A 24,749-nucleotide genomic window follows, 5' to 3' on the forward strand; every position below is an offset into this window, starting at 1 on the left:
GGCGCAGGGCTCAGGGCCGGCTCAGGGCTGCATGAGGATCTTGATGGCGCCGTCCTGCTTGCGCTGGAACATCTCGTAGGCGTGCGGGGCCTCGGCGAGCGGCAGCCGGTGGGTGGCGAAGTCCTCGACCCCCAGCGGGTCCTCGTCGGTCAGATACGGCATGATCCGGTCGGTCCAGCGGCGGACGTTGGCCTGGCCCATGCGCAGCTGGATCTGCTTGTCGAACAGGGTGAGCATCGGCATCGGGTCGGCCATCCCGCCGTAGACGCCGCTCAGCGAGATGGTGCCGCCGCGCCGGACCAGGTCGATCGCCATGTACAGGGCGCCGAGCCGGTCGACGGCGAAGCGTTCCGCGAGCGGTGCGCCGAGTCTGCGGGGCAGGAGCCCGGTGGCGGTCTGGGCGAGCTTGGCGGCGGCGCTGCCGTGGGCCTCGGTGCCGACGGCGTCGATCACGGCGTCCGGGCCCCGGCCGCCGGTCTCGTCGCGGATGGCGTGGACCAGCGCCTTTTCGTCGTCGAAGGCCCTGAGGTCGTACGTCTGCACACCGTCCCGGCCGGCCCGCGCGAGCCGTTCCGGCACCAGGTCGACGCCGAACACGCGCTCCGCGCCCAGCGCCAGCGCGATCCGGCAGGACATGTCACCGATGGGCCCGAGGCCCAGGACGGCGAGGGTGCCGCCGGGCGGTACGGCGGCGTACTCGACGGCCTGCCAGGCGGTGGGCAGCACGTCGGAGAGGTAGACGAAACGGTCGTCCGGCGGGCCCTCCGGCACCTTGATCGGACCGAACTGCGCCTGCGGGACGCGCAGATACTCGGCCTGGCCGCCGGGGACGGCGCCGTACAGGCGGGTGTAGCCGAACAGCGCGGCGCCCATGCCCTCGCCGGTGACCTGGGTGGTCTCGCACTGGGTGGGCAGACCGGTCTCGCACATGAAGCAGCGTCCGCAGGCGATCTGGAACGGCACCACGACACGGTCCCCGGCCATGAGATCCGGCACGCCGGCCCCGACCTCCTCGACGATGCCCATCGGTTCGTGCCCCAGGATGTCGCCCGGGGTCATGAACGGGGTGAGCACCTCGTACAGATGCAGGTCCGAGCCGCACAGTCCGGTGGATGTGACGCGGATGACGGCGTCCGTGGGCTCCTCGATCCGCGGGTCGGGCACGTCCTCCACCCGGACGTCCCGCCTGCCCTGCCAGGTGACTGCCTTCATGGGGTCGCGCTCCCTCGGTCGCGTGGGCGTTTCGCGGTGGCGCCCGGGTACCCGTGCTCCCCGGCGCCCAACCCCCGCCCGGCCGGCCCGCCGCCGTGCCGGTCAGCCTCGTGTGACCGCCTGATCCGCCGGGTCGCGCAGGTCCTCGGCCGCGGCCGCGACCCGGCGGATCAGGTCGAAGAACACGGTCCTTTCCTCGGCGGACAGCGGCGCCAGGAAGACCTGGTTCATCCGGGCGGTGCGCACGGTCAGCCTGCGGTGGGTGCGCAGGCCCTCGTCGGTGAGGCGGAGCAGGAAGCGCCGGCCGTCCTGCGGGTCGCGCACCTTGTGCAGCAGCTCGCGGCGGCCGAGCCGCGTGATGACCTCGGCGACGGTCGACCGGTCCAGCCCCACCCGCTCCCCCACGGTCCGCTGGTCGAGGCCCGGTTGGGCGACGAGCGCGTTCATGACCGCGAACTGGGGTGAGGTGACCTCCTCCGAGACCATGGTGTTCCACAGCAGGTAGTGCGCCTGCTGCAGCCGCCGGGCCAGGTGCCCGGGATGGGTGGTGAGGTCCACCGCGGCCATGCGCGCTCCTCCGATTCAGTTCGTTTGTGTACTGACGATACCCGGCGTTCGACTCGGCCGTCTTCCTTTCGAGGCACACATATGTCGAGGCCTTGACGGCTCTCCGCTCCGGTGGCAGCGTGAGGCGCATCTCGTCGAAATACTCAGTGCCCTGACTAATGGCGGAGAGATGGGGCTGCGCGGATGGACAAGGTGGTCTCCACGGCCCGGGAGGCGGTGGCCGATGTGCCGGGCGGCGCGTCCCTCGCGGTCGGCGGGTTCGGGCTGAGCGGTGTGCCCGACGTGCTGATCCGGGCGCTGTACGAGCGCGGCGTGGGCGCGCTGAGCGTGGTGTCGAACAACTGCGGGGCGATGGAGTCCGGGCTCGCGGTGCTGCTGGCCGCGGGGCGGATCGCCCGGGTGACCGGCTCGTACATCGGCGCCAACAAGGAGTTCGCCCGCCAGTACCTGGCCGGTGAGCTGGAGGTGGAGCTGATCCCCCAGGGCACGCTGGCCGAGCGGCTGCGCGCGGGCGGCGCCGGGATCCCCGCCTTCTACACCCCCGCCGGGGTCGGCACCCAGGTCGCCGACGGCGGACTGCCCTGGCGCTACGACGGCGAGGGCGGTGTCGCGCTGGCCTCCCCGCCGAAGGAGGTGCGGGAGTTCGACGGCGTCGAGCACGTCCTGGAGCGGGCCATCCGCACCGACTTCGCGCTGGTCAGGGCCGCCAAGGGCGACCGGCACGGAAACCTCGTGTTCCACCGGTCCGCCCGCAACTTCAACCCCCTGGCCGCCATGGCCGGGAAGGTGACGATCGCCGAGGTGGAGGCCCTGGTCCAACCCGGCGAGATCGACCCGGACGCCGTCCACCTGCCGGGCGTCTTCGTGCAGCGGGTCGTGCCGCTGACCCCGGAGCAGGCGGCGGACAAGCGGATCGAGCGGCGGACGGTGAGCGGCTGATGGCCTGGACACGCGAGGAGATCGCCGCGCGCGCGGCACGCGACCTGCGCGACGGCCAGTACGTCAACCTCGGCATCGGCCTGCCGACGCTGATCCCGAACCATCTCCCCGTGGGCGTCGAGGTCGTCCTGGAGTCGGAGAACGGCATCCTGGGCACGGGCCCCTACCCCTCCGACGACCAGGTCGACCCGGATCTGATCAACGCCGGCAAGGAGACGGTCACCGTTCTGCCGGGCGCCTCCTTCTTCGACTCGGCGCTGTCCTTCGCGATGATCCGCGGCGGGCACATCGACGTGGCCGTGCTCGGCGCCATGCAGGTCTCGGCCGGCGGCGACCTGGCCAACTGGGCCGTGCCGGGCAGGCTGGTGACCGGGATCGGCGGCGCGATGGACCTCGTGCACGGCGCCCGTCAGGTGATCGCGGTGATGACCCACACCGCGAAGGACGGCTCCCCGAAGATCCTCAAGGAGTGCACGCTGCCGCTCACGGGCAGGGCCTGTGTGAACCGGGTCATCACCGACCTCGCGGTCCTGGACGTCACCGACCGGGGACTGGCCCTGGTCGAGACCGCCCCCGGTGTGACCGTCGAGGAGGTCCTCGCCCGGACCGACGCGGACCTGGTCCTCGTGGAGAACCCGCCGTGAACCCGGTCGGCACCGAACGCTGCGGACGTCGCCCTCGCACTCCAAGGAAGCATCAGGTATCCCCCATGGCTCTCACCCAGCAGGACATCGACCAGGAGATCGCCGCCGAGCGCGCCGCGTACGAAGAGCGTGTCGCCGGCGGCGCGCCCGTCGAGCACCACCCCCGCCGCGACTACGCGCCCTACCGCTCCTCCGTCCTCCGCCATCCCCAGCGGCCCCTGGTCGCCGTCGACACCGCCCAGGACCCCGACATGGTGGAGCTGCACTCCCCCGCCTTCGGGGAGCGCGACATCACCGGGACCGACAACGACCTCACCCGGCACCACCGGGGCGATCCGCTCGGCGAGCGGATCACCGTCTCAGGCCGGCTGCTGGACCGCTCCGGGCGCCCGGTACCCCGCCAGCTGATCGAGATCTGGCAGGCGAACTCGGCCGGCCGCTACGCGCATCAGCGCGAACAGCACGACGCCCCGCTCGATCCGAACTTCACCGGCTTCGGCCGCACCCTCACCGACGCCGAGGGCCGCTACCACTTCACCACCATCCAGCCGGGACCGTATCCGTGGCGCAACCACGTCAACGCCTGGCGCCCCGCCCACATCCACTTCTCGGTGTTCGGCACGGCGTTCACCCAGCGGCTGGTGACGCAGATGTACTTCCCCGGCGACCCGCTCCTCCCGTACGACCCGATCCTGCAGTCGGTGACGGACGACGCGGCCCGGCAGCGGCTGGTCGCGGCCTACGACCACGGCCTGTCCGTGCCGGAGTTCTCCCTCGGCTACCACTGGGACATCGTGCTGGACGGCCCGGTCGCCACCTGGACCGAGGAAGGGCGCTGACTCCATGACGAAGACCGGCACGAGCAGCCCGGGCCGGCCGGGCCAGGTGCTGCCCACCCCGTCCCACACGGTCGGCCCGTTCTACGGCTACGCCCTGCCCTTCCGCGGCGGCGAGGAGATCGCACCGCTGGGCCACCTGGACACGATCACCGTGCACGGGTACGTCCTCGACGGCGCGGGCAGGCCACTGCCGGACGCCCTCGTCGAGCTGTGGGGTCCGCGGCCCGACGGCACGGTCCCGCGGGTGGACGGCTCCATCCGCCGGGATCCGGCCACCGGCGGCTGCCTGGGCCGCAACGGCGTGGAGTTCACCGGCTGGGGCCGCGTCCAGACCGACGCCGGCGGCCACTGGTACGCCCGCACCCTGCGCCCCGGCGCCCGCGGGCGCGGCGCCCCCTGCCTCAGCGTCTGCGTCTTCGCACGCGGCCTGCTCGTGCACCTGTTCACCCGGATCTACCTGCCGGGCGACGAGGCCGCCCTCGCCGCCGACCCGCTGCTCACCCGGGTGGGCGACCGGCGCGACACGCTGATCGCCGCCGAGCAGGCCCCGGGCACCTACCGTTTCGACATCCGCCTTCAGGGTGAGGGCGAGACGGTCTTCCTGGAGTTCCGGTGACATTCGCATCCCCTCCGTACGCCGACACCGGCCTGCTCGCCCCCGAGTGGGGGCTGTCGGATGCCGCGGCCGAGACCGGTGACCTCGCGTACCTGCAGGCGCTGCTGGACGCCGAGGCCGGGCTGACCAGGGCACAGGCCGCGCTGGGGCTGGCCCCGGCCGAGGCCGCGACGGCGGTGACACGGGCCGCGGTCCGCGACCGGTTCGGCGTCCGTTCGGTGGCGGCGCGTACCCGCGAGGGCGGCAACCCGGTCATCCCGCTGGTGGCCGACCTGACGAGGGAGGTCGGCGAGGAGTACGGCTCCTACGTCCACCGCGGCGCCACCAGCCAGGACATCATGGACACGGCGACGATGCTGGTCGCCGCGCGCACCCTCGGCCTGGTCCTGGCCGGCCTCGGCCGCACCGAGCGGGCGCTGGCCGCACTCGCCGCCGAGCACCGGGACACGGTGATGCCGGGACGGACGCTCACCCAGCACGCCGTACCGACCACGTTCGGGCTGAAGGCGGCCGGCTGGCGCTCGCTGGTCCTGGACGCGACGGACCGCGTGACCCGGGTACGGGCCTCGCTCCCCGTCCAACTCGGCGGCGCCGCCGGCACCCTGGCGGCGTTCCAGGCGTACGGCGCCGAGGACGCCGCCGCCCTGGTCCGGGAGTACGCCCGTCAAGTCGGTCTCGCGGCACCGGTGTTGCCCTGGCACACGCTGCGCACGCCGATCGCGGACCTGGCGGGGTGCCTGGCCTGCACGGCGGGGGCACTGGGCAAGTTCGGCGTGGACGTCCTGACACTGTCGCGCACCGAGATCGGCGAGGTGAGCGAGGGCAGCGGCGGCGGCTCGTCGGCCATGCCGCACAAGGCGAACCCCGTACGCTCCACCCTCCTGGCGGCCGCCGCCCGGCGCGCCCCCCAGCTCGCGGCCACGCTGTACGGCTCCCTGGCCGCCGAGGACGAACGGCCGGCCGGCGCCTGGCACGCCGAGTGGGCACCGCTGCGCGACCTGCTCCGGCTCGTGGGCGGCACGGCCGAGCACGCGGCGGGGCTGGCCGAGGGACTGCGTGTGCACCCGGCCGCGATGCGCCGCAACCTCGGCACCACCGGCGGCCTGATCGTCTCCGAACGGCTGTCCGCCGCCCTCGCCCCGGTCCTCGGCCGTGCCCGCGCCCGCGAGCTGCTGACCGAACTGGCCCGCCGCGCCTACGTCGAGGACCGGCCGCTGTCAGAACTCCTCGCCGAGCGAGAGGAGTTGAAGGGCGTCGATCTGGACGACCTGAGCGACCCCGCCCACTACACCGGCTTCGCCAAGACCCTCACCGACCGTGCCCTGGAGCGACGTTGACCGAGACCCTCCCGCATCACCTGGCCGAAGGCCCGGCTTCCGCTCCCCCGCTGCTGCTCGGACCCTCGCTCGGCACCTCGTACGCCCTGTGGGACGCGGTCGCGCCCGAGCTGTCGGCCGCCCACCGCGTGGTGCGCTGGGACCTGCCGGGGCACGGCGGGTCGCCCCCGGGACTGATCGGGCCGGGTGCGACGGTCGGTGACCTCGCCGCACTGGTGCTGGCACTCGCCGACGCCCTCGGCCTCGGCCGGTTCGCCTACGCGGGCGTCTCGCTCGGCGGCGCCGTCGGCCTCCACCTGGCCGTGCACCACCCCGAGCGGCTGACCTCGCTGGCGGTGCTGTGCTCCTCCGCCCACTTCGGCAACGGCACGGCCTGGCGGGAGCGGGCGCGGCGGGTGCGCGACGAGGGCATGGCCTGGCTGGTGGAGAGCGCCGACGCACGCTGGTTCACCCCCGGGTTCAGCGTGCCCAGGCTGGTCCGGGACCACCGCGAGGCCGATCCGGGGGCGTACGCCGCCTGCTGCGACGCGCTCGCCGCGTTCGACCTGCGCGACCGGCTCGGTGAGATCACCGTACCGACGCTCCTCGTGGCGGGCCGGGAGGATCCCGCGACGCCGCCCGCGCATCTGCGGGAGATCGCCGACGCCGTGCCCGGCGCCACGCTGGTGGAGCTGCCCGGCGCCTCCCATCTGGCGCCCGCGCAGTGCCCGGCGGCCGTGCTGAGCGCGCTGCGCACCCAGCTCGACGGGCCGGCGGCCGGCGGGATGGCGGTGCGCCGGGAGGTGCTGGGCGATGCGCACGTGGACCGGGCGCAGGCCCGGCAGACCCCGTTCACCGCCCGCTTCCAGGACTTCGTCTCCCGCTACGCCTGGGGGGAGATCTGGACCGACCCGACGCTGTCGCGCCGCGAGCGCAGCATGATCACGCTGACGGCGCTGGTCGCCCACGGCCACGACGACGAGCTGGCGATGCACGTCCGGGCGGCGCGGCGCAACGGGCTGACGGCGCAGGAGATCGGCGCGGTGCTGCTGCAGACCGCCGTGTACTGCGGGGTGCCGGCCGCGAACTCCGCGTTCGCGACGGCCCAGCGGGTCCTCGCCGAGGAGGACGGGGAGGATGGGAAGGGTGGGGAGGACGCGCGGGCCGAGGGCCGAGGGTGACCCTGCTGGTCGTAGCTTCACCAGCACCCCTCTCCCGGTGCCGGACCGTGCCTAGGGTGGGCGCATGTCCACCATTCTGATCACCGGTGCCACCTCCGGACTCGGCCGGTACGTCGCCTTCGAGCTGGTCCGCTCCGGTCATGTGGTCCTCGCCCACGGCCGCGACCGGCGGCGCACCGAGCGGCTGGTCGCGGAGCTGCGCACCGAGGGCGAGGCCGAGGGGTTCGTCGCCGACCTGGCCCGCCTCGCCGAGGTGCGCGAGCTGGGTGCCCGGGTCGCCGGGACACATCCCGGCCTCGACGTGCTGATCAACAACGCGGGGGTGGGCGCCGGCACGCCCGGTTCGGGGCGGGAGCTGAGCGCGGACGGCCATGAGCTGCGGCTCGCCGTGAACTATCTCGCGCCCGTCGTCCTCACCCGGTCCCTGCTGCCGGTCCTGCGCGCGAACCCGCCGGCCCGGATCGTGAACGTCGGCTCGGCCGGCCAGGAACCCCTCGACTTCGGCGACCCGGAACTCACCCGCGGCTACGGCGGGGTGTCGGCGTACTGCCGCAGCAAGTTCGCCCTCGCCGCGCACACCTTCACGCTCGCCGCGGAACTGGCGGACACCGGGGTGTCGGTGAACGTCCTGCACCCCGCCACCTACATGGACACGGCGATGGTCCGCGAGGGCGGCATCGCCCCGTGGAACTCGGTCGCCGACGGAGCGCCGGGCGTGCTGGCGCTGGCCACGCAGGAGCGGGGCAACGGAGGCTACTTCGACGGGACGCGACCGGCGCGGGCGCACGAGGAGGCGTACGACCCGGAGGTACGCGGGCGACTGACGGCGGTGACGGAGCAGCTGCTCGCGATGTGAGGCAGGCCTACCGCAGCCCCCGGCCCGTCTCCAGCACCTCCCTCGCCTGGGCGGCCAGCCCCTCCGCGCCGCAGGCCCGTGCGAGGTCCAGGCCCCGGCCCAGTTCCGCGACGGAGCGGGCGGCGATGCCGTGCTCGACGCGGGCCGCCGCGTGTTCGTACTGGCAGGGTGAGGCCTCCAGATAGGTGACGGCCTGGGCGGCGAGCTGGACCGCCCGACCGCCCGTCTCCAGGGCGGCGGCGCAGCGCAGGGCCTCACCGATGGCGGTGTCCGTGCCGAAGCGCTCGGCCTGCCGGCGGGCGTCGGAGGCGAGCCGGGCGGCGCGGGCCGGATCCTGGTCGGCGACGGCCTTGGCGAGGTCGACGGACCAAGGCGACAGGACGGGGTTGTGGCCGCCGCGCGAGGCGGCCGTCTTCTCGGCGGCCTCCAGTTCGTGGATGCCCTCGGCGGTGCGGCCGACGGCCAGCAGCAGCCTGCCGCGCACACAGCGGATGTCGGGCAGCACGATCGTGGACGGGTAGGGCGGCGCGAAGCCGTACTGCTCGGCGATCGACCAGGCCTCCTCGACACGGCCGCGGGCCAGCAGGGTGTCGACCAGTCCGCAGGTCGCCGACCAGTACAGCGGCAGGCGGCGGCCGACGCGTTCGGCGAGGACGAGGGCCTCGCGCAGGGTGGACTCGGCGTCGCGCAGCCGGCCCTGTCTGCGGTAGGCGAGGCCGAGGAACGCGTTGGCGAGGGAGAGGTGGCCGCCGCGCCAGCCGGCGGTGGTGTAGGCGCGCAGGGCCTCGGCGAAGAGGCTCTCGGCGCGGTCGAGCCGGTCGGCGTAGGCGTACGCGCTGCCGAGCATCATCAGCAGCTCCATGCCCCACTCCTGGTCGGTCCAGCCGAGGCCGGGTGCCAGGCGGCCGTTGACCAGGGCCCGGTCGCACAGTTCGAGGACCTCGTCGGCGCTCTCGCCGTGGGTCATGGCGTCGAAGCCGCGCAGGATCAGCAGGGCGCGTTCGGCGTTGTCGCGGCCGGTGCAGGTGCGCGCGAGGTCGGCCAGGCTCCGGGAGCGGGCCGGGGAGACCGTCTCGCCGTGGATGCCCTCCCACATGAACTGCACGGCATGCAGGCGCAGTTTGACGGGGCCGGGTTCGTGCCGTGCGGCCTCGGCCTCGATCGTGCGGACGGCCTCCTCCAGCTGGTCGTTGTGGAGCAGGGCCTGGGACAGCCGGACCACCGCGTCGACCCGCCGCCGGCCGTCGAGGCCGGGCAGGCCGAGGGCGTGCTGGAGGTGCTCGATGGTGACGGCGGGCGCGGTGAGCAGGGTGGCGCAGCCCAGTTCGTACAGGACGTGCGCGTGGACGTCGGGGAGCGGCGGCTCGTGCAGGGCGCGTTCGAGGCAGATGCGGGCCGCGTCCGGGGCGCCGACGGCGAGGTGGTCGCGGGCGGCCTCGCGCAGCTGCTCGACGAGTTCCTCGTCGCCGTCCGGGTGCACCTTCAGCAGGTGGCGGGCGGCCTGGGAGGCGCCGCGGCCCAGTTCGGTGATGATCTGGGCGGCGACACCGTGCATGGCGGTGCACACGCCGGAGGGGATGGAGTTGTAGACGGCGGTGGCGATGAGCGGGTGGACGAACTCCAGCTCGCCCTCCTCGCGCTCGGTGCCGGCCACAGGCGCGGCTTCGGTGAGGATGCGGGCGGTGCAGAGCAGGCCGGCGCAGTGCCGGGCCACAGCCTCGTCCATGGTGGCGAGGCGGGCGACCATGTCGACGGTGATGCCGGTGCCGAGGATGGCGGCGGCCCAGGCGAACTGGGTGGCCTCCAGGCCGAGCCCCTTGAGCCGGTCGACCAGTCCGCCGCCGCGCGCGGCACGGTTGAGGGCGCGCAGCTCGCCGGCCCGGCCCTCGACCGGCTGGAGTTCGCTGTCCTGCACCTTGGCGAGGAGTTCGACCGTCTCGTAGGGGTTGCCGGCGGTCACGGCCCAGACCTCGCGGCAGAACGCGTCGTCGGCGTGCCGGCCGAGGGTGGCGCGGGTGAGTCCGGCGGCGGCGTCGGGGGTGAGGGCCCTGAGGCTGCTCACGGTACGGCCCGCGGCGGCCACCGCGTCGAGGTGGCGGGCGCTGTCGCCGCTGACCTCGCCGGGCCGGCGGGCGACCACGACGAGGACGGAGAGGTCGTCCAGGCGTTCGGCGAAGGCGGCGAGCCAGCGCAGGGTCTCCTGGTCGGCCCAGTGGGCGTCGTCGATCAGCAGCACGAGCGGCCACTCGCGGCGGGCGAGCCGGCGTACCGCCGCGACGAGTCCGTCGCACACGTACTGCGGGTCGGCGCTGCCTTCCTGCGGGTCGGCTATGCCGAGGGCGGGGCCGGCGATGTCGTACCAGTCGCCGAGGTACTCGCGGCCTCCTCCGGCAGCAGGGACAGCAGCGCGGGCTGGAGCAGCTGCCGTACCACGTTGAACGGGACCGACCGCAGGGTTTCCGCACCCCGCGCGGACCACACGGCGCAGCCGCGGCGTTCGGCGATGCGGCGCGTCTCGGCCAGCAGCGCGGTCTTGCCGAGACCCGCCTCGCCGCGGATGACCAGCAGACTCCCCGCGGACGACTGGTCGGCGCACAGGAGGTCGAGTGCCTGCGCGACGGTGGCGATCTCCCCGTCCCGCTCCCACAGGCAGGCCGCGGCGGCCGCCGGCGGCCGTCCCTCCGTCATTCCGTTACCTCCCCAGGTCGCCCGAATGACGTACAGACCACGAGCCTAGCCGTCCGGTGGGATGTGTGGTGGCCGGTCGGGGCAGCTGTTGCCCCGGTGGGTGAACGCGGGTGCGGGCAGGCGACGCGCACCCGGCCCGAGCCGCCGGTCAGCAGCGGACGGAGCGTCAACCATGGCTGGCACGAAACCTGTTTCCGGCGCCCGCGCGCCCTCGCGGCGGCCGACGGTGCGCGCGGTGGCGGCGGGGTCGGTGGGCAATCTCGTCGAGTGGTACGAGTTCGGGGTCTACGGCTTTCTGGCGACGGTGCTGGCCGAGCGGTTCTTCGCCCCGGCGGGCGGCGGCTCCGCCGAGGCGCTGGTCCGCACGTACGCCTCGTTCGCGCTGGCCTTCTTCTTCCGGCCGCTCGGCGCGGTGCTGTTCGGCCGGCTGGGCGACCGGTGGGGGCGGCGGCCGGTGCTGATCGCGGTGGTCGCGCTGATGTCGGGCACGACGACGCTGATCGGAGCGCTGCCGACGTACGCCACCGCGGGCGCGCTCGCACCGTGGCTGCTGACCTTTCTGAGGGCCGTTCAGGGGCTGGCGGCGGGCGGCGAGTTCGGCGGTGCGGTCACGGTGCTGACGGAGTTCGCACCGCCGGGCCGACGGGGTCTGTACGGGGCGTGGCAGTCGTTCACGGTGGCACTGGGGCTGCTCTGCGGGGCGGGCGTGGCGGCGCTGACGGCCACGGCGCTCACCGGATCCCAACTGGCCTCCTGGGGCTGGCGGCTGCCGTTCCTGCTCGCGTTGCCGCTCGGGCTGGTGGCGCTGTGGCTGCGGGCGGGACTGACGGAGACGCCGTCCTTCCTGGCCCACGCGGACGCGCCGGGCGCGCGGACGGCGCGGCTCGGGTGGGGGGCGCTGCTGCTCGCGGCGGCGCGGGTGACGGGCTGGTCGGCGGCCGGCTACACCTTCCTGGTGGTGCTGCCCTCGTACCTCCAGGTCTCGCTGCACGCGGGCGTCCGGCGGGCGCTGCTCTCCGCGGCCGTGGCGAACGCCGGTTTCGCGGCGGCGATCCTGCCCGCGGGGCTGCTGAGCGACCGGGTCGGGCGGCGGCCGGTGCTGTTCGCGGGGGCGGTACTGGTGACGGTGACGGCGCTGCCCCTGCTCGACGTCCTGCAGGATCCGGCCGCTTCAGGCGTCGCGAAGGGATGGGCGCTCGCCGCCGCGGGCGCGGTCGTGGGCCTGATGGCGGGTCCGGGACCCGCTCTGCTGGCCGAGACGTTCCCGACCGGGGTGCGCTGGGCGGGCCTCGGCCTCGCCTACGCCCTGGCGAACGCGGTGTTCTCCGGCTGCGCGGGTCTGATCATCCCGGAGGCGGTGCGTCGCACCGGCAACCCGGACGTACCCGCGTACTACGCGGCGGCGGCGTGCGCGGTCAGCGCGCTGGCCCTGCTGGCCCGGCCCACGGGTGGCACAGGCCCCACGGACAGCGCACGGTCCGCGGAGAACGGGAGAGGCAAGGGAGGTGGTGACCGATGCTGGTGATCGGGTTGATGTCGGGGACGTCGTACGACGCGGTCGACGCGGCGGCGGCCGGGCTCCGGCTCGACGGTGACACGCTGCTGCTGCGGCCCCTGGGGATGGTGAGCAGCCCGTACGACCCCGGTCTGCGCGCGGCCCTCACCCGGGCCCTGCCGCCGGCCGCCGTACCGCTCGCCGAGGTGTGCCGGCTGGACACCGGCATCGGGCGGGCGTTCGCGGCGGCGGCCGTCCGGGCCGACCGCGAACTGTGCGCGGGGCGGGCCGAGTTGGTGGCCTCGCACGGGCAGACGGTCTATCACTGGGCGGACGGCGGCCGGGTGCACGGCACGCTCCAGCTGGGCCGGCCGGCGTGGATCGCGGAGGCGACCGGACTGCCGGTGGTCGCCGACTTCCGGGCCCGGGACGTCGCGGCCGGCGGCCAGGGCGCGCCGCTGGTCAGCCTGGTCGACCTGCTGTGGCTGCGCGGCAGGCCGGGCCGGGCGGTGGCCCTGAACATCGGTGGCATCGCCAACCTGACCGCGCCGGACGGGACGGCCTTCGACACCGGCCCGGGCTGCGCGCTGCTGGACGCGGCGGTCCGGGAGTTCAGCGGCGGGCGCGAGGCGTACGACGCGGACGGCGCGCTGGCCGGGCGCGGGCGGCCGGAGCGACGGCTGCTGGACCGGCTGCTGGCGGAGCCGTACTACGCGCTGGCGCCGCCGAAGACGACCGGCAAGGAGGTGTTCCACCGGGGGTATCTGAGGTCGGCCGGGTTGTTCGACGGCATCCGCCCCGAGGACGCTCTGGCCACCCTCACGCTGCTGACGGCCCGGACGGTCGCGGACGCGGTGCGGGCGGTCGGCGCGACCGAGGTGATCGCCTCCGGCGGCGGCATCCGCAACCCGGTGCTGACGGGCATGCTCCGGGAACAGCTCGGGCCCGTCCCGGTACGCGCCTCGGACGAGCTGGGGCTGCCCGGCGCCGCGAAGGAGGCGTACGCCTTCGCGGTCCTGGGCTTCCTGACCGCCCACGGGCTGCCCGGGACCGATCCGCGCAGCACCGGCGCCCGGCACGCGAGCGTGCTGGGATCGCTGACTCCGGGCGGGGACGGGTTCCGGCTGCCGCCGCCCGCGGCGCGCGAACCGGTGCGGCTGGTGGTGGAGGGAGCGGACGGGAAGCCGTGAGAGAAGAGACGTGAGAAAAGAAAAGTGGGGGCGAAATGTCCCGTCCGACAGATTGATCGTGAATCCTCTCATCCCACTTTCACCGTCGCCTCATACGGTGGGGGCATGACGCAGGTGACTCCCCCCGGGTGGTACCCCGACCCCGGGCAGACGAACGACGGTCCGCCCACCGAGCGCTGGTGGGACGGCAAGGCCTGGACGGACCAGACCCGCCCCGCCGGGACGGCCGCCACGTGGGGTCCCCCGCCGCAGCCGCCGATGACCGGCGCCCCGCAGCCGGCGCACCCGGCGGCGCCCTCCGCGCCCCCGGTGTACGGCGCGCAGCCGGGGTACGCGGCGTATCCGGACTACCCCGCCGCGGCCCGGACCGGGCCGCGGCGGGGTCTGCGCACGGGCGCGGCCGTCACGGTGGCGACCGCGGTCCTGGCCTGCATCGGCGTCGGTGTGTACCTCCTGGCCCAGGACCACGGCGGCGGCGACCGGGCCGGGGCGCGGCAGGGCGCCACCGGCGGACAGGACGGCGGCCAGGGCGGCGGGCCCGGCGGCTCGGGCGGTCCCGGCGGCTCAGGCGGACCGGGCGGCGGGCCGGGCGGGTCCGGCGGGGCCTCGCCGTCGCCCGGCCAGTCCGAGGTGCCCAAGGTCCGGGGCGGCGGCACGCTGCCGGACCCGGTCAACGGGATCAGCCTGCCGGTGCCCGAGGGCTGGACCGGGCAGACGATCAGCGTCGGCGCGCAGGTGACCTCCGACGACTCCTACAAGTGCCCGGGCGACTCCGCCCATGTCTGCACCTCGGGCGGCGCCTACACGGCTCCGGCCCGGGCGCTGGGGATCCAGGGCGGCACGGCCGAGAAGGTCGCCGAGACGGACATCGCGGCCAACGCCAAGCAGTCCTACGGCGGGAAGACCTACGGCAGCATCACCTCGCACCAGGTGCTGGCCTCCGGGCCGGTGACGGTGGCCGGGCAGGAGGGCTACATGGTGCGCTGGAAGGCGGTCACCAGCAAGGGCGCCGACGGCTATGTCGAGTCGGTCGCCTTCCCCTCGCCCGACGACGCCCAGCAGATGGTGGTGGTGCGCTTCGGTATCGACGTCGGGCAGAAGACGTCGGTCATCGACACGATCCTGAAGGGGATCAAGGTCTCGTCCGGCGGCGGGAACGGCCAGGACGTCTGACCCCCTTCCCCGCCGGCACATGATGCGGCCGGATGGGGCTCCCCTCCGCTCAAGAGGAGCCCCACCCGGCCGGGGGGTGCGCGCCGCCCCCGTCCCCACGGTGCGGCGCGGACAGGTCACCGTTCAGTCATCCCGTGAACGGCGGCCTGGGTCCGGTGTCAGCCCGAGCCCTGCGTCAGCCCGAGCGTGGGCAGCACGGTGGCCTCCACGAACCGGGCGAGATAGTCGGCGTCGGCGTACTGGCCGCTGAGCACGGGCCGCACGCGCAGCACGCCGAACATCATCGCGGGGATGTACTCCAGCGCCGGATGGTCCGCTCGCACCTCGCCGCGGGCCACCCCCCGGGCGAGCATCTCCTGCAACGCGGCGATCTCCGGATGCACCAGCGCCTCGCGCAGCGCCTGCGCCAGTTCGTGATCCGCCGTCACCGCGTGCCCGAGCGCCTGCAGCAGCTTGGTGTCCTTGCCGGACCAGTCGCCCGCGGCCCGCGCGGCCTGGCGCAGGTCCTCGGCGAGCGATCCGGTGTCGATGCCGGCGAACCGCACCCGGCGGTTGGCGCGCAGCGCGGCCGCGACGAACTGGGGCTTGGTCTTCCACTGCCGGTAGAGCGTGGACTTGCTGCAGCGGGTGCTGGCGGCGACGCCCTCCATGGTGACCGACTCGTAGCCGCACTCGCGGATCTGCTCCAGCACGGCGTCGAAGAACTCCCGCTCACGCTCCGGCGTGATCTTGGAGCGGCGCGAGGCGGCGACCGACTCCGGTCCGTCCGCGTCCTGCGACGTCATGCGGTGCTCCCTCTCCCTCGTGTCCGGTGGGTCATCCGTGACGGCCGGCTGGAGCAGCGCTCCAGCGGGGCCGCCGACCCTGTCTCCAGTGTGTCGCACATCAATCGATACGCCAGTGTACCGGTACTCCATCGTATCGGTACACTGGCGTATCGGTACGAGGACGTATCGATGAGCCGGGGCCCGGGACCGGGGCCCGGACGCACCACACACGCACACCGTCAGCGAGGGGGCCGGGGGATGAACGCCCGAACCGAGCCTGCAGAGGCAGAAGCGGTGCCGGACACGCAGGAACGTCCGGCACTGATACGTGAGTTTCTGCTGGTCGCGGGGCTCTTCCTCGTCTACAAGCTCGGCCGGCAACTGGCCACCGGGCACACCGCGAGCGCCTTCCACAACGCCCACCGCGTATGGGACCTGGAGCGGACGCTGCACCTCCCGCACGAGACCGCCGTGCAATCCGCGCTGCTGCACGGCGACACCCTCGTCCACCTGGCGAACACCTACTACGCCACCGTCCACTTCCCGGCGACGCTCGCCTTCCTGGTCTGGCTGTACCTCAGGCGGCCCGCGCACTACGTGTGGGCCCGCCGGGCCCTCGCGGTCGTCACCACCGCCGCACTGGTGCTGCCGTTCACCTTCCCGCTGGCCCCGCCCCGGATGCTGACCGGCACCGGCCTGGTCGACACGGCCCGCCTGTACGGTCCCTCCGTGTACGGCCCGCCGTCCAGCGACCACCTGTCCAACCAGTTCGCGGCGATGCCGTCGCTGCACTTCGGCTGGGCGCTGATGGTGGCCGTCGGCCTGATCGCCGCCACCCGGTCCCGGTGGCGCTGGCTGTGGCTGCTGCACCCGCTGGTCACCCTGCTGGTGATCGTGGGCACGGCGAACCACTACTGGCTCGACGCGATCGTCGCGACGGCCATGCTCGGCACCGCCCTGGCCGTGCTCCGTCCGCCGCACCGGACGGCCACCACGGCGCCACGCGGCTCCGGCCGGCCCGCCCCGCGCGAGAGCGTCCTGGTGGGAGCGGGCCGATGAGCACCGCCGCCGTGATCGCCGTCGCCCTCTGCCTCGTCTCGGCCGTCGCCTACGCGCTGGCCGCCGTCGCCCAGGAACGCCTCGCCTCCCGCTCCACCGGCACCGGGCTGCTGCGGTTGCTCGGCACCGGCGCCTGGTGGTCGGCGGTGGGCCTGAACGCGGCCGCCGCCCTGCTGCACGTCGTCGCCCTCAAGTACGGCCCGCTCACCCTCGTCCAGCCGCTGGGCGCGCTCACCCTGGTCGCGGCCGTACCGCTCGGGGCACGGGCGGCCGGGCGCCGGGTCAGCACGGCGGAGTGGCGGGGTACGACGCTGACGCTGCTCGGGCTCGCCGCGCTGCTCGTCACCGCCTCCGGTCCGGCGCCCGCCCGGGTGCTGACCCTGACCGAGGCACTGGCGGTCGCCGGTACGACCGCCGCGGCGATCGGCGTGCTCTCCCGGCCCGGCACCCGGCCCGGCCTCAGACACGCGACGGCGTCCGGCTTCGCCTCCGGTGTCGCCTCGGCGCTGACCCAGACGGTGACCGTGGCGGCCACCGACCGCACGGGCCCGGCCCTGGGCACGGAGGTGGTCGTCGTCGCCGTGCTCGTGGCAGCGTTCGCCGTCGGCGGGCTGCTGCTGTCCCAGACCGCCTACCGCGGCGGCCTCGGCGCGCCGCTGGCCGTGGTCACCCTCGCCAACCCGGTGGCCGCCGCCGTGATCGGCCTCACCCTGCTCGGCCAGGGCCTCAGCGGCGGCCCGGCCGGCGTCCTGCTGGCCCTGGCCGGAGCGGGCCTGGCGGCCTGGGGCGTGGTCCTGCTCACCCGGGTCGCACCGGAGCCGGTGCACCCCGTGCGGCCGGTGGCCGAGGACGACGACCATCCCGTGGCCGCGGTGCTGGCCCTGGACGCGGGCACGGCGACCGCCGAACCGGCGCTGGTGCCACGGCAGCCGGAACAGCCGGGCCACCTCACCGCGCTCTGATCACCCGGGCCGCGGACACACGGCGGCGGCCGCTACGCGCGATGTCGCGTACCGGCCGCCGTCGCCGTACCCCCCGGGTCCCGTTCTCCCCGTCGGGGCCTGCTCAGTTCCAGCCCCGCGAGTCCTGCTTCAGCGCGGTGTCGACGGTCAGGGCCGTCGCCACCACCAGGCTCAGCAGCGGCTCGGGCAGCTGGTAGTGGATCTGCAGGACGTAGTTGTCGGCGCTGGTGAAGAGCGTCTTGGCGAGGCCCTCCCAGGTCTTGGTGATCCGGGCGACCTCGTTGTCCGCGTGGTCGACGATGGCGAAGTTCCACGCCCGCCAGTTCTCCGCCTTGATCGCGCCGACCTGCTGGCCGTTCGCGTTCATGGCGAAGTTGATCTTCCCGATCATGTTCTGCTGGACGATCTCACCGACCGTCGAACCGTCCGGCCGCGTCACGATGACCCGGGACTTGAAGATCTTCGCGGGCCGGGTCAGCAGCAGCTGCGGCTGGCCGTAGGCGTCGCGGATCTCCAGCTTGTGGGTCAGGAACTGGTCCCAGCTGGAGACGAAGCGGAAGATCTTCCGCAGCACACCCTGGCCGACCTCGGTGACCGAGCCGAGCTCACGGCCGTTCTGATCCATGACCTTGTACTCGTTGGTCACCTCGATCAGCTTGGCCTTCTGGTTCACCACCAGGACCGGCTCGGTGAAGAGGGTGCCGCCGCCGGGGCCGCCGGCCGCGACCCCGGCCTGCTGCTGCACCTGGCGCTGCACCTTGGGGTCGGAGGCCTGCGCCTGCGCGGCGCCGTACTGCTGGGGGGCGGCCTGCTCGTGAGGGGCGGCCTGCTGCTGGGGCACCTGACCGGCGGGCGCCTGTGCCGGGTTGGTGTGCTCAGTCCACTGCGCGCCGTCCCAGTAGCGGAGCGTCTGCGGGGCTCCGTGCGGATCCGGGTACCAGCCTGCAGGGGTGTTCGATTGCGTGGTCACCGGGGCACACTACCCTGATGTGACCGGTACCTGACCAGTCCGCACGGAGCGGTGTTCATCGCCCGTTCACTCCGCTGCGATCGCCGGGTCGCTGACGCCGGGTTGCCCGTTCTCCACGTGGCCGGCGAAGCCGCGCACGAAGGCCGGGTCGGCGTCACAGGTGACCGTCACGTCGTACCAGCGCTTGCTCGCCGTGAGGTCGACGGTCCGCTTGACGGTCGCGCCGGGCCGTACGGACACGGTGGCCGGGGTGCCGCCGTAGCCGTTCACGAGCGTGAGCTTCACCGTGCCGGAACCCTTGTTGGTGAAGGTGAGTTCCAGGTGGTCGCCCACGTGCCGGGCGGTCGCCTCCGGTCCCGCGGTCTTGCCCTTGCCCTTGAAGACGCGCAGGAAGCCGTTGGGACCGTGCACGGCGAGGTCGTGGACACCGCCGGAGTAGGCCGAGTTCCAGGTGTCGGACAGGGAGGTGCCCGCCTCGGTGGTGTAGGTCCAGGGGCCGTCGGTGCGGTTGCCGGAGGTCACGAGGAAGGCGGTGCCCGCGTGCGCCCCCGGGGCGAACGTGAGCGTGAAGGTGCCGTTCGCGGTGTCCGCGGAACCGTCGACCACCGGGGCGTACTTCAGCGGGCGGGTGGGCCGGCTGCCGCGCTCCTGCTTGGGCAGGGAGGGGTGGGCGGGCGGCTTGGGCACGTAGTCGGGGTGACGGACCCGGTCCGGCGGCGCGTAGCCGGCCGTGGACGGCAGCGCGACCGGCTTGGTGTCCTTGCGGGAGAAGTCGAAGGCGCTGGTCAGATCGCCGGTGACGGCGCGGCGCCAGGGCGAGATGTTCGGCTCGTGCACGCCGAAGCGGCGCTCGATGAACCGGATGACCGAGGTGTGGTCGAAGGTCTCGGAGCAGACGTAACCGCCCTTGCTCCACGGAGAGACCACCAGCATCGGCACGCGCTGGCCGAGCCCGTAGGGGCCCGCGACATGGCTCGCGTCGCCCTTGAACAGGTCCAGCGAGGGGTTCACGGTCGACTTGCCCTGCGCCCCGGAGGCCGGCGGGAACGGCGGGATGACGTGGTCGAAGAAGCCGTCGTTCTCGTCGTAGGTGATGAACAGCGCCGTCTTGGCCCACACCTGGGGGTCGGAGGTGAGCGCGTCCAGCACCTGGGAGACGTACCAGGCGCCGTAGTTCGCGGGCCAGTTGGGGTGCTCGGTGAAGGCCTCGGGGGCGACGACCCAGGAGACCTGCGGCAGCTTGCCCCCCTTGACGTCGGCCTTCAGCCGGTCGAAGAAGCCCTCGCCCTTCTTGGCGTCGGTGCCGGTGCGGGCCTTGTCGTACAGCGGGTCGCCGGGCTTGGCGTCGCGGTACTGGTCGAAGTAGAGCAGCGAGTTGTCGCCGTAGTTGCCGCGGTAGGCGTCGTTGATCCAGCCCCAGCCGCCGGCGGCGTCGAGGCCGTCGCCGACGTCCTGGTAGATCTTCCAGGAGACGCCGGCCTGCTCCAGCCGCTCCGGGTACGTCGTCCAGCCGTAGCCCTTCTCGTCGTTGCCGAGGACCGGGCCGCCGCCCTTGCCGTCGTTGCCCACGTGACCGCTCCACAGGTAGTAGCGGTTCGGGTCGGTCGAGCCCATGAAGGAGCAGTGGTAGGCGTCGCAGAGGGTGAAGGTGTCGGCGAGCGCGTAGTGGAACGGGATGTCCTTGCGGGTCAGGTACGCCATGGTCGTGGTGCCCTTGGCCGGCACCCACTTGTCGTACTTGCCCCCGTCGAAGGCGGCGTGGGTGTCCTGCCAGCCGTGCGGCAGGTCCTGGATGAACGCCAGGCCCAGGTCGTCGGCGTCCGGGTGGAAGGGCAGGACGTCCTTCGTGCCGTCGGACTGCCTCCAGACCGACCGGCCGTTCTGGGTGACGGAACGGGGGTCGCCGAAGCCGCGGACGCCTCGCAGCGTGCCGAAGTAGTGGTCGAAGGATCGGTTCTCCTGCATCAGGACGACGATGTGTTCGACGTCCTTGACCGTCCCGGTGCGGTGGTGCGCGGGCAGGGCCGCGGCGCGCTGGATGCTGTTGGACAGCGCGGAGAACGCGGTGGTGGCGCCCGCGAGTTGGAGGAAACGGCGCCGGTTTACCTCGGCCATGGGTGTGAGGGTCCTCTCATCCTGGTACACAGGCTCGGAGCATGCGGAAACGTGCGCGGAGCGAGTGTTCCAAGAGCACCAAACGTCAGGGAAGGGTTTGGTGGCGCCCATGTGAAAGTCGACGGTATATGTGGTGCAGCTGCGCACAGACCGCACGACCCTATGGACACTTGTCCCAGGTCATCTTGGTGACCCAGCCCGGTTGGGCAGCTACTTGTCCGGAGAGGTGATCGTTTTCCGGGACGTGCTGGACACGCCGGGGCCCCGCGCCGCGCGGCGCGGGGCCGACGGGGTCAGGGCGTCAGGTACGCCTCCACCTCACCGAACTGTCCCGCAGGCCAGCCCGTGTTGGCGCTGACGGTGAGACGGAGGTGGCGCAGGCGGGTGGTGCCGGGCAGCGAGACCGTGGCCGTGTTGCCGGTGGCCGGGTCGAAGCGGTAGCCCCGCGCGCCGACGACGGTGGAGTAGGCCGAGCCGTCAACGCTGCCGAGCACGGAGACGGTCTGGGTGCGGGCGCCCCAGGCCGAGGACGGGGGCAGCTTCAGCACCAGCCTCCGCACGGCGTAGGACGAGCCGAGGTCGACCGTCCAGGACTGCGGGAAGGCGTTGTTGGTGGACTCCCAGTAGGAGTTCGCGTCGCCGTCGACCGCCTTCCCGGGGGTGTAGACGTCCTGGGAGCCGGTCGCGCTGGCCGGGCGGCCCCTGGCGAGGTCGCGGTTCGGGTCGGGGTCGGGGTCGCCCTGGCCGGGCTGGGGCCAGGTGGAGCAGTCCGACCAGGTGCTGGACCATCCGGAGTTGCCGCCGCCGTCGGTGAGGGCGAAGGAGCCGGAGTCCGCCGGGTAGGGGCAGTTGTAGACGCCGGCGGCCCCTGACTGGGTGGCGGTGACGTCGCTGAAGGCGGCCGCGCCCTGCGTCTCGGCCTGGACGACGACCGTCCCGGTGTTCCTCACGGTCGCGCCGGTGACGTCGACGTTCTTCACCGGGTAGCCGTGGCCGCCGCCGGAGACGAACTCGAACGCACTGTAGGGGCTGTCGCTGATGGTGGTGTGGGTGATGTCGACGCTCGCGTTGATCGCACTGTCGTAGGAGTCGACGCGCAGCGCGCCCATCGGATGGTTCCAGTTGGGGTTCATGGCGCCGGTGCGCACCAGGGTGTTGCCGTCGACCGTGATGGTGCCGGCCAGTGGGGAGAAGGGGTCGAGGAACTTCTGGTTGGAGATCGCGATTCCGCTGCCGAGGGCGTTGGTGTCGGAGACCAGATTGTTCTTCACCGAGATGTCGGTGCCGCCGTAGACGGCGATGCCGTTGGCGAGGTTGGGCTGTGAGACGGTGTTGTTCTCGAAGCTGGAGTCGGTGTCCGGGGAGTACAGCGACCACATGGCGAGGGAGTCGTCGCCCTGGTTGCGCAGGAAGTTGTCGCGGACGACGACACCCTTGGCGGTGCCGTTGAGGTTGATGCCGTCGGCGGTGGTGTCGAGGACGCGGTTGTTCTCCACGACCAGGTGGTCGTTGTTCCCCATCAGCCACATGCCGACCTTCATGTGCTGGATCCACATACCGGAGACCGAACTGCCCGGTCCCAGCGCGCCGTTGACGAAGTTGTCCGGGCTGGAGTCGACGCGCTCGGTGACCTCGCCCATGACCGCGAAGTCCTTGATGCGGACGTTCCCGGACGAGCCGGCCTGGTCGATGAACCGGGAGGTGTGCAGCACCGAGTACCAGCCGCCGGCGCCCTGCAGGGTCACGTTCTGGACGCCGCCCAGGGACGAGGTCAGCCTGTAGTCGCCCGGCGGGATCCAGACCGTTCCGCCCTGTGCGGCGGCGATGGCGTCCCGGAAGGCCTCGGTGGAGTCGCCGGTACCGCCGGGGTCGGCGCCCTTGGACACCACGGACACCGAGCCGGCGGGCTGCGCGGCGGCGGCCGGGACCTGCTCGAAGTCGGCGACGTCGACCGTGACCTGGGTGCCGGTCGCCTCGACGGCGACCTTGTCGCCGGGCTGGACGTCCTGGCCCAGCAGCATCCGGGCGTCGTCGAAGAAGTGGTGCTGCTTGGCGCCGGGGATCCAGCCGGTGTCGATGTAGGAGTACCTGGAGGTCACCGGGAGGGTCCTCGCGAGCCTGGTGCCGTTGACGTACACGTTCAGCGAACCGGACTGCCCGTCCGGGACGCTGGAGGCGATGTTCAGCGCGTTGGACGCGCGCGGCACGGTGAACTCCACCCGCTGGCCGGCCGACAGCCGGACGGCCTGCCGTCCGGAGGCCTCCGAGGCGAGGGTGCCCTGCGTGTAGTCGGGGCCGACCCTGGTGCCGGTGGTGGTCGCCGACTCGGCCTCCACAGAGGTGAAGGGCAGACTGGCGCCCGACGCGGCGTGCGCGGCCGGGGCGGCGTGCGCGGCCGGGCCCACGGCGGTGAGCATGCCGGCGGCGAGGACGACGACCGCTCCGGTGGTTGGCATGAGCCTGACATATCTGGTGGCGCTGGCGTGCATGTGCCGATCCCTTCGTGGTGGGGGTGAGTGGGTTCAGCGAGGTGCGTGGCGGGGGCGGCTCAAGCGCGCAGCCAGGCCGCCGTGTCCTGCGGGAGCCGGCCCGCCTCGTCCAGGGGGCCGCTGCTGAGCAGGAGCCGGGCGGGGGCGGGGAGTTCCGCGGGCGTGGGCGCGAGGTTGACCACGCACAGCACTCCCCCGGCGCGCGCGAAGGCGAGGACTCCGTCGGAGGCGGGCAACCAGGTCAGGGGGCCGTCCCCGAAGAGCGGGCGGAGGGCGATGGCCTCGCGGTACAGGGAGAGCACGGAGTGGGGGTCCCGCTGTTGCCGGTCGACTGCATACGAAGGCCAGTCGACCGGCTGCGGCAGCCACGGCTCCTGCTGGGAACCGAATCCCGCGTACGGCATACCGGCGACCCAGGGCAGGGGCACCCGGCAGCCGTCCCGGCCGGGGTCGGATCCCTGCGAGCGGAAGTACATCGGATCCTGTATGCGGTCGGCCGGGATCTCGGCCTCCGGCAGTCCCAGCTCCTCCCCCTGGTAGAGGTACACCGTGCCCGGCAGCGCCAGCGACAGCAGGGCGGCGGCCCGCGCCCGCCGGGTGCCGAGGGCCGGGTCGGTCGGGATGCCGAGGGCCTTGGCGGCGAAGTCGAAGCCGGTGTCCTCGCGGCCGTAGCGGGTGACCGTGCGCGTGACGTCGTGGTTGCACAGCACCCAGGTGGCAGGGGCGTCGACGGGGGCGTGCTCGGCGAGGGTGGTGTCGACGGCGGCGCGCAGCCGGCCGGCGTCCCAGGGGCAGGACAGGAAGGAGAAGTTGAAGGCGGTGTGGAGTTCGTCGGGGCGCAGATAGCGGGCGAAGCGTTCGGCGTCGGGGAGCCAGACCTCGCCGACGAAGACGCCGTCGTACTCGTCCGCCACCCGCCGCCAGGCGCGGTAGATGTCGTGGAGTTCGTCGCGGTCGAGGAACGGGTGCGGCTCGGGGTCCGCGGCGAGGTCGGGCAGGTCCGGGTCCTTGGCGAGCAGGGCGGCGGAGTCGATACGGACGCCGGCGACGCCCCGCTCGAACCAGAAGCGCAGGATGTCCTCATGTTCCCGGCGGACCGCCGGGTGCGCCCAGTTCAGGTCCGGCTGTTCGGGTGTGAACAGGTGCAGGTACCAGTCGCCGTCCGGCAGGCGGGTCCACACCGGTTCGGTGGAGCCGGCGAACTGGGACGGCCAGTCGTTGGGCGGGAGTTCGCCGTTCCGGCCGCGTCCGGGGCGGAAGTGGAACAGTTCGCGTTCCGGGCTGCCGGGCCCGGCTGCGAGGGCCGCCCGGAACCAGGGGTGCTGGTCGGAGACATGGTTGGGGACGATGTCGACGAGGGTGCGGATGCCCCGCTCGCGCGCCTCGGCGATGAGCTTCTCGGCCTCGGCGAGGGTGCCGAAGGCCGGGTCGATCGCCCGGTAGTCGGCGACGTCGTACCCTCCGTCCTTCATCGGCGACAGGTACCAGGGGGTGAACCACAGGGCGTCCACGCCGAGTCCGGCGAGATACGGCAGCCGGGCGCGGACGCCCGCGAGGTCGCCGGTGCCGTCGCCGTCGCCGTCCGCGAAGCTGCGGACGTAGACCTGGTAGACGACGGCGGAGCGCCACCACTCCTTCTGGGCATGGCGGGGCTGTCCCACTGTGCTTGCC

Annotated in this window: 19 protein-coding genes and 1 pseudogene; 12 read left to right on the plus strand and 8 right to left on the minus strand. The window is 73.3% G+C overall.

Translation table 11 applies throughout. The features are described from left to right. Positions 1-21 precede the first annotated feature (21 nt). Together IE244_RS26285 and IE244_RS26290 are read right to left on the minus strand one after the other, a co-directional pair. On the minus strand, positions 22-1,212 hold the full coding sequence (locus IE244_RS26285) for a zinc-dependent alcohol dehydrogenase (protein ID WP_191876041.1): 1,191 nt from the start codon (positions 1,210-1,212) through the stop codon (positions 22-24). 102 nt (positions 1,213-1,314) lie between these two features. Continuing rightward, entirely contained in the window at positions 1,315-1,779 is a 465-nt protein-coding gene (locus tag IE244_RS26290; protein ID WP_191876042.1) for a MarR family winged helix-turn-helix transcriptional regulator, read from the minus strand. 183 nt (positions 1,780-1,962) lie between these two features. Between IE244_RS26290 and IE244_RS26295 the strand changes: the two genes are divergently transcribed. The 7 genes from IE244_RS26295 to IE244_RS26325 all read left to right on the plus strand — a co-directional run bounded on the left by IE244_RS26295 (position 1,963) and on the right by IE244_RS26325 (position 8,170). After that, on the plus strand, positions 1,963-2,718 hold the full coding sequence (locus IE244_RS26295; RefSeq protein WP_191876043.1) for a CoA transferase subunit A: 756 nt from the start codon (positions 1,963-1,965) through the stop codon (positions 2,716-2,718). Beyond that, positions 2,718-3,362 (plus strand): CoA transferase subunit B, encoded by a 645-nt coding sequence (locus IE244_RS26300; protein WP_191876044.1) that lies wholly within the window; start codon positions 2,718-2,720, stop codon positions 3,360-3,362. The genes IE244_RS26295 and IE244_RS26300 overlap by 1 nt, the downstream gene beginning before the upstream one ends. Positions 3,363-3,427: 65 nt before the next feature. Next, positions 3,428-4,201: a protocatechuate 3,4-dioxygenase subunit beta gene (gene pcaH, locus IE244_RS26305; RefSeq protein ID WP_191876045.1), complete on the plus strand. Its 774-nt coding sequence runs from the start codon at positions 3,428-3,430 to the stop codon at positions 4,199-4,201. A 4-nt stretch (positions 4,202-4,205) separates the two neighbouring features. Continuing rightward, positions 4,206-4,817 (plus strand): protocatechuate 3,4-dioxygenase subunit alpha, encoded by a 612-nt coding sequence (pcaG, locus tag IE244_RS26310; protein ID WP_191876046.1) that lies wholly within the window; start codon positions 4,206-4,208, stop codon positions 4,815-4,817. After that, the gene (gene pcaB / locus IE244_RS26315; RefSeq protein ID WP_191876047.1) at positions 4,814-6,154 is read left to right on the plus strand and encodes a 3-carboxy-cis,cis-muconate cycloisomerase; all 1,341 of its coding nucleotides are present in this window, start codon (positions 4,814-4,816) and stop codon (positions 6,152-6,154) included. The genes pcaG and pcaB overlap by 4 nt, the downstream gene beginning before the upstream one ends. Further along, complete coding sequence (gene pcaDC / locus IE244_RS26320; protein WP_191876048.1) at positions 6,151-7,314, plus strand: bifunctional 3-oxoadipate enol-lactonase/4-carboxymuconolactone decarboxylase PcaDC; 1,164 nt, start codon at positions 6,151-6,153, stop codon at positions 7,312-7,314. The genes pcaB and pcaDC overlap by 4 nt, the downstream gene beginning before the upstream one ends. Positions 7,315-7,378: 64 nt before the next feature. Then, a complete protein-coding gene (locus IE244_RS26325) occupies positions 7,379-8,170 on the plus strand; it encodes an SDR family NAD(P)-dependent oxidoreductase (protein WP_191876049.1) in 792 nt (263 codons plus the stop codon). Positions 8,171-8,177: 7 nt separating this feature from the next. Here IE244_RS26325 and IE244_RS26330 read toward each other — a convergent pair. Then, a pseudogene (locus tag IE244_RS26330) lies at positions 8,178-10,858 on the minus strand (ATP-binding protein). 172 nt (positions 10,859-11,030) lie between these two features. On the opposite strand from IE244_RS26330, the gene IE244_RS26335 reads away from it, so the two are divergent. From IE244_RS26335 to IE244_RS26345, 3 genes are all read left to right on the plus strand, one after another. Then, on the plus strand, positions 11,031-12,383 hold the full coding sequence (locus IE244_RS26335) for an MFS transporter (protein ID WP_191876050.1): 1,353 nt from the start codon (positions 11,031-11,033) through the stop codon (positions 12,381-12,383). Next, entirely contained in the window at positions 12,374-13,543 is a 1,170-nt protein-coding gene (locus tag IE244_RS26340) for an anhydro-N-acetylmuramic acid kinase (RefSeq protein WP_191876051.1), read from the plus strand. Before IE244_RS26335 ends, IE244_RS26340 begins: the two co-directional genes overlap by 10 nt. 105 nt (positions 13,544-13,648) lie before the next feature. Continuing rightward, on the plus strand, positions 13,649-14,716 hold the full coding sequence (locus tag IE244_RS26345; RefSeq protein WP_191876052.1) for a DUF2510 domain-containing protein: 1,068 nt from the start codon (positions 13,649-13,651) through the stop codon (positions 14,714-14,716). 158 nt (positions 14,717-14,874) lie between these two features. Here the strand turns inward: IE244_RS26345 and IE244_RS26350 are convergent, their stop codons facing one another. Beyond that, positions 14,875-15,501 (minus strand): TetR/AcrR family transcriptional regulator, encoded by a 627-nt coding sequence (locus IE244_RS26350; RefSeq protein ID WP_191876053.1) that lies wholly within the window; start codon positions 15,499-15,501, stop codon positions 14,875-14,877. A gap of 240 nt (positions 15,502-15,741) precedes the next feature. Here IE244_RS26350 and IE244_RS26355 point away from each other — a divergent pair, with 240 nt between their 5' ends. Together IE244_RS26355 and IE244_RS26360 are read left to right on the plus strand one after the other, a co-directional pair. Next, positions 15,742-16,542, plus strand: coding sequence for a phosphatase PAP2 family protein (locus tag IE244_RS26355; RefSeq protein ID WP_191876054.1), 801 nt, complete (start codon positions 15,742-15,744; stop codon positions 16,540-16,542). Continuing rightward, on the plus strand, positions 16,539-17,504 hold the full coding sequence (locus tag IE244_RS26360; RefSeq protein WP_191876055.1) for a DMT family protein: 966 nt from the start codon (positions 16,539-16,541) through the stop codon (positions 17,502-17,504). Before IE244_RS26355 ends, IE244_RS26360 begins: the two co-directional genes overlap by 4 nt. Before the next feature lie 103 nt (positions 17,505-17,607). On the opposite strand, the gene IE244_RS26365 is transcribed toward IE244_RS26360, so the two are convergent. The 4 genes from IE244_RS26365 to IE244_RS26380 form a co-directional block, all read right to left on the minus strand. After that, on the minus strand, positions 17,608-18,474 hold the full coding sequence (locus IE244_RS26365; protein ID WP_191876056.1) for an LURP-one-related family protein: 867 nt from the start codon (positions 18,472-18,474) through the stop codon (positions 17,608-17,610). 66 nt (positions 18,475-18,540) lie between these two features. Then, positions 18,541-20,589 carry a phosphocholine-specific phospholipase C gene (locus IE244_RS26370; protein WP_191876057.1) on the minus strand — a complete coding sequence of 683 codons (2,049 nt, stop codon included), beginning with the start codon at positions 20,587-20,589 and terminating at the stop codon, positions 18,541-18,543. 293 nt (positions 20,590-20,882) lie between these two features. After that, positions 20,883-23,045, minus strand: coding sequence for a galactose-binding domain-containing protein (locus tag IE244_RS26375; RefSeq protein WP_373305774.1), 2,163 nt, complete (start codon positions 23,043-23,045; stop codon positions 20,883-20,885). 92 nt (positions 23,046-23,137) lie between these two features. Then, positions 23,138-24,739, minus strand: a complete 1,602-nt coding sequence (locus tag IE244_RS26380) for a glycoside hydrolase family 13 protein (protein ID WP_191876059.1) — start codon at positions 24,737-24,739, stop codon at positions 23,138-23,140. Positions 24,740-24,749: the final 10 nt, after the last annotated feature.

It is taken from the genome of Streptomyces filipinensis (assembly GCF_014649495.1).
Taxonomy (GTDB): domain Bacteria; phylum Actinomycetota; class Actinomycetes; order Streptomycetales; family Streptomycetaceae; genus Streptomyces; species Streptomyces filipinensis.

Excerpts from the sequence above, each read along its gene's own strand:
- IE244_RS26285 (WP_191876041.1), bottom strand. The coding sequence starts at position 1,212 with ATGAAGGCAGTCACCTGGCAGGGCAGGCGGGACGTCCGGGTGGAGGAC.
- IE244_RS26290 (WP_191876042.1), bottom strand. The coding sequence starts at position 1,779 with ATGGCCGCGGTGGACCTCACCACCCATCCCGGGCACCTGGCCCGGCGG.
- IE244_RS26295 (WP_191876043.1), top strand. The coding sequence starts at position 1,963 with ATGGACAAGGTGGTCTCCACGGCCCGGGAGGCGGTGGCCGATGTGCCG.
- IE244_RS26300 (WP_191876044.1), top strand. The coding sequence starts at position 2,718 with ATGGCCTGGACACGCGAGGAGATCGCCGCGCGCGCGGCACGCGACCTG.
- pcaH (WP_191876045.1), top strand. The coding sequence starts at position 3,428 with ATGGCTCTCACCCAGCAGGACATCGACCAGGAGATCGCCGCCGAGCGC.
- pcaG (WP_191876046.1), top strand. The coding sequence starts at position 4,206 with ATGACGAAGACCGGCACGAGCAGCCCGGGCCGGCCGGGCCAGGTGCTG.
- IE244_RS26325 (WP_191876049.1), top strand. The coding sequence starts at position 7,379 with ATGTCCACCATTCTGATCACCGGTGCCACCTCCGGACTCGGCCGGTAC.
- IE244_RS26335 (WP_191876050.1), top strand. The coding sequence starts at position 11,031 with ATGGCTGGCACGAAACCTGTTTCCGGCGCCCGCGCGCCCTCGCGGCGG.
- IE244_RS26340 (WP_191876051.1), top strand. The coding sequence starts at position 12,374 with ATGCTGGTGATCGGGTTGATGTCGGGGACGTCGTACGACGCGGTCGAC.
- IE244_RS26345 (WP_191876052.1), top strand. The coding sequence starts at position 13,649 with ATGACGCAGGTGACTCCCCCCGGGTGGTACCCCGACCCCGGGCAGACG.
- IE244_RS26350 (WP_191876053.1), bottom strand. The coding sequence starts at position 15,501 with ATGACGTCGCAGGACGCGGACGGACCGGAGTCGGTCGCCGCCTCGCGC.
- IE244_RS26355 (WP_191876054.1), top strand. The coding sequence starts at position 15,742 with ATGAACGCCCGAACCGAGCCTGCAGAGGCAGAAGCGGTGCCGGACACG.
- IE244_RS26360 (WP_191876055.1), top strand. The coding sequence starts at position 16,539 with ATGAGCACCGCCGCCGTGATCGCCGTCGCCCTCTGCCTCGTCTCGGCC.
- IE244_RS26370 (WP_191876057.1), bottom strand. The coding sequence starts at position 20,589 with ATGGCCGAGGTAAACCGGCGCCGTTTCCTCCAACTCGCGGGCGCCACC.
- IE244_RS26375 (WP_373305774.1), bottom strand. The coding sequence starts at position 23,045 with ATGCCAACCACCGGAGCGGTCGTCGTCCTCGCCGCCGGCATGCTCACC.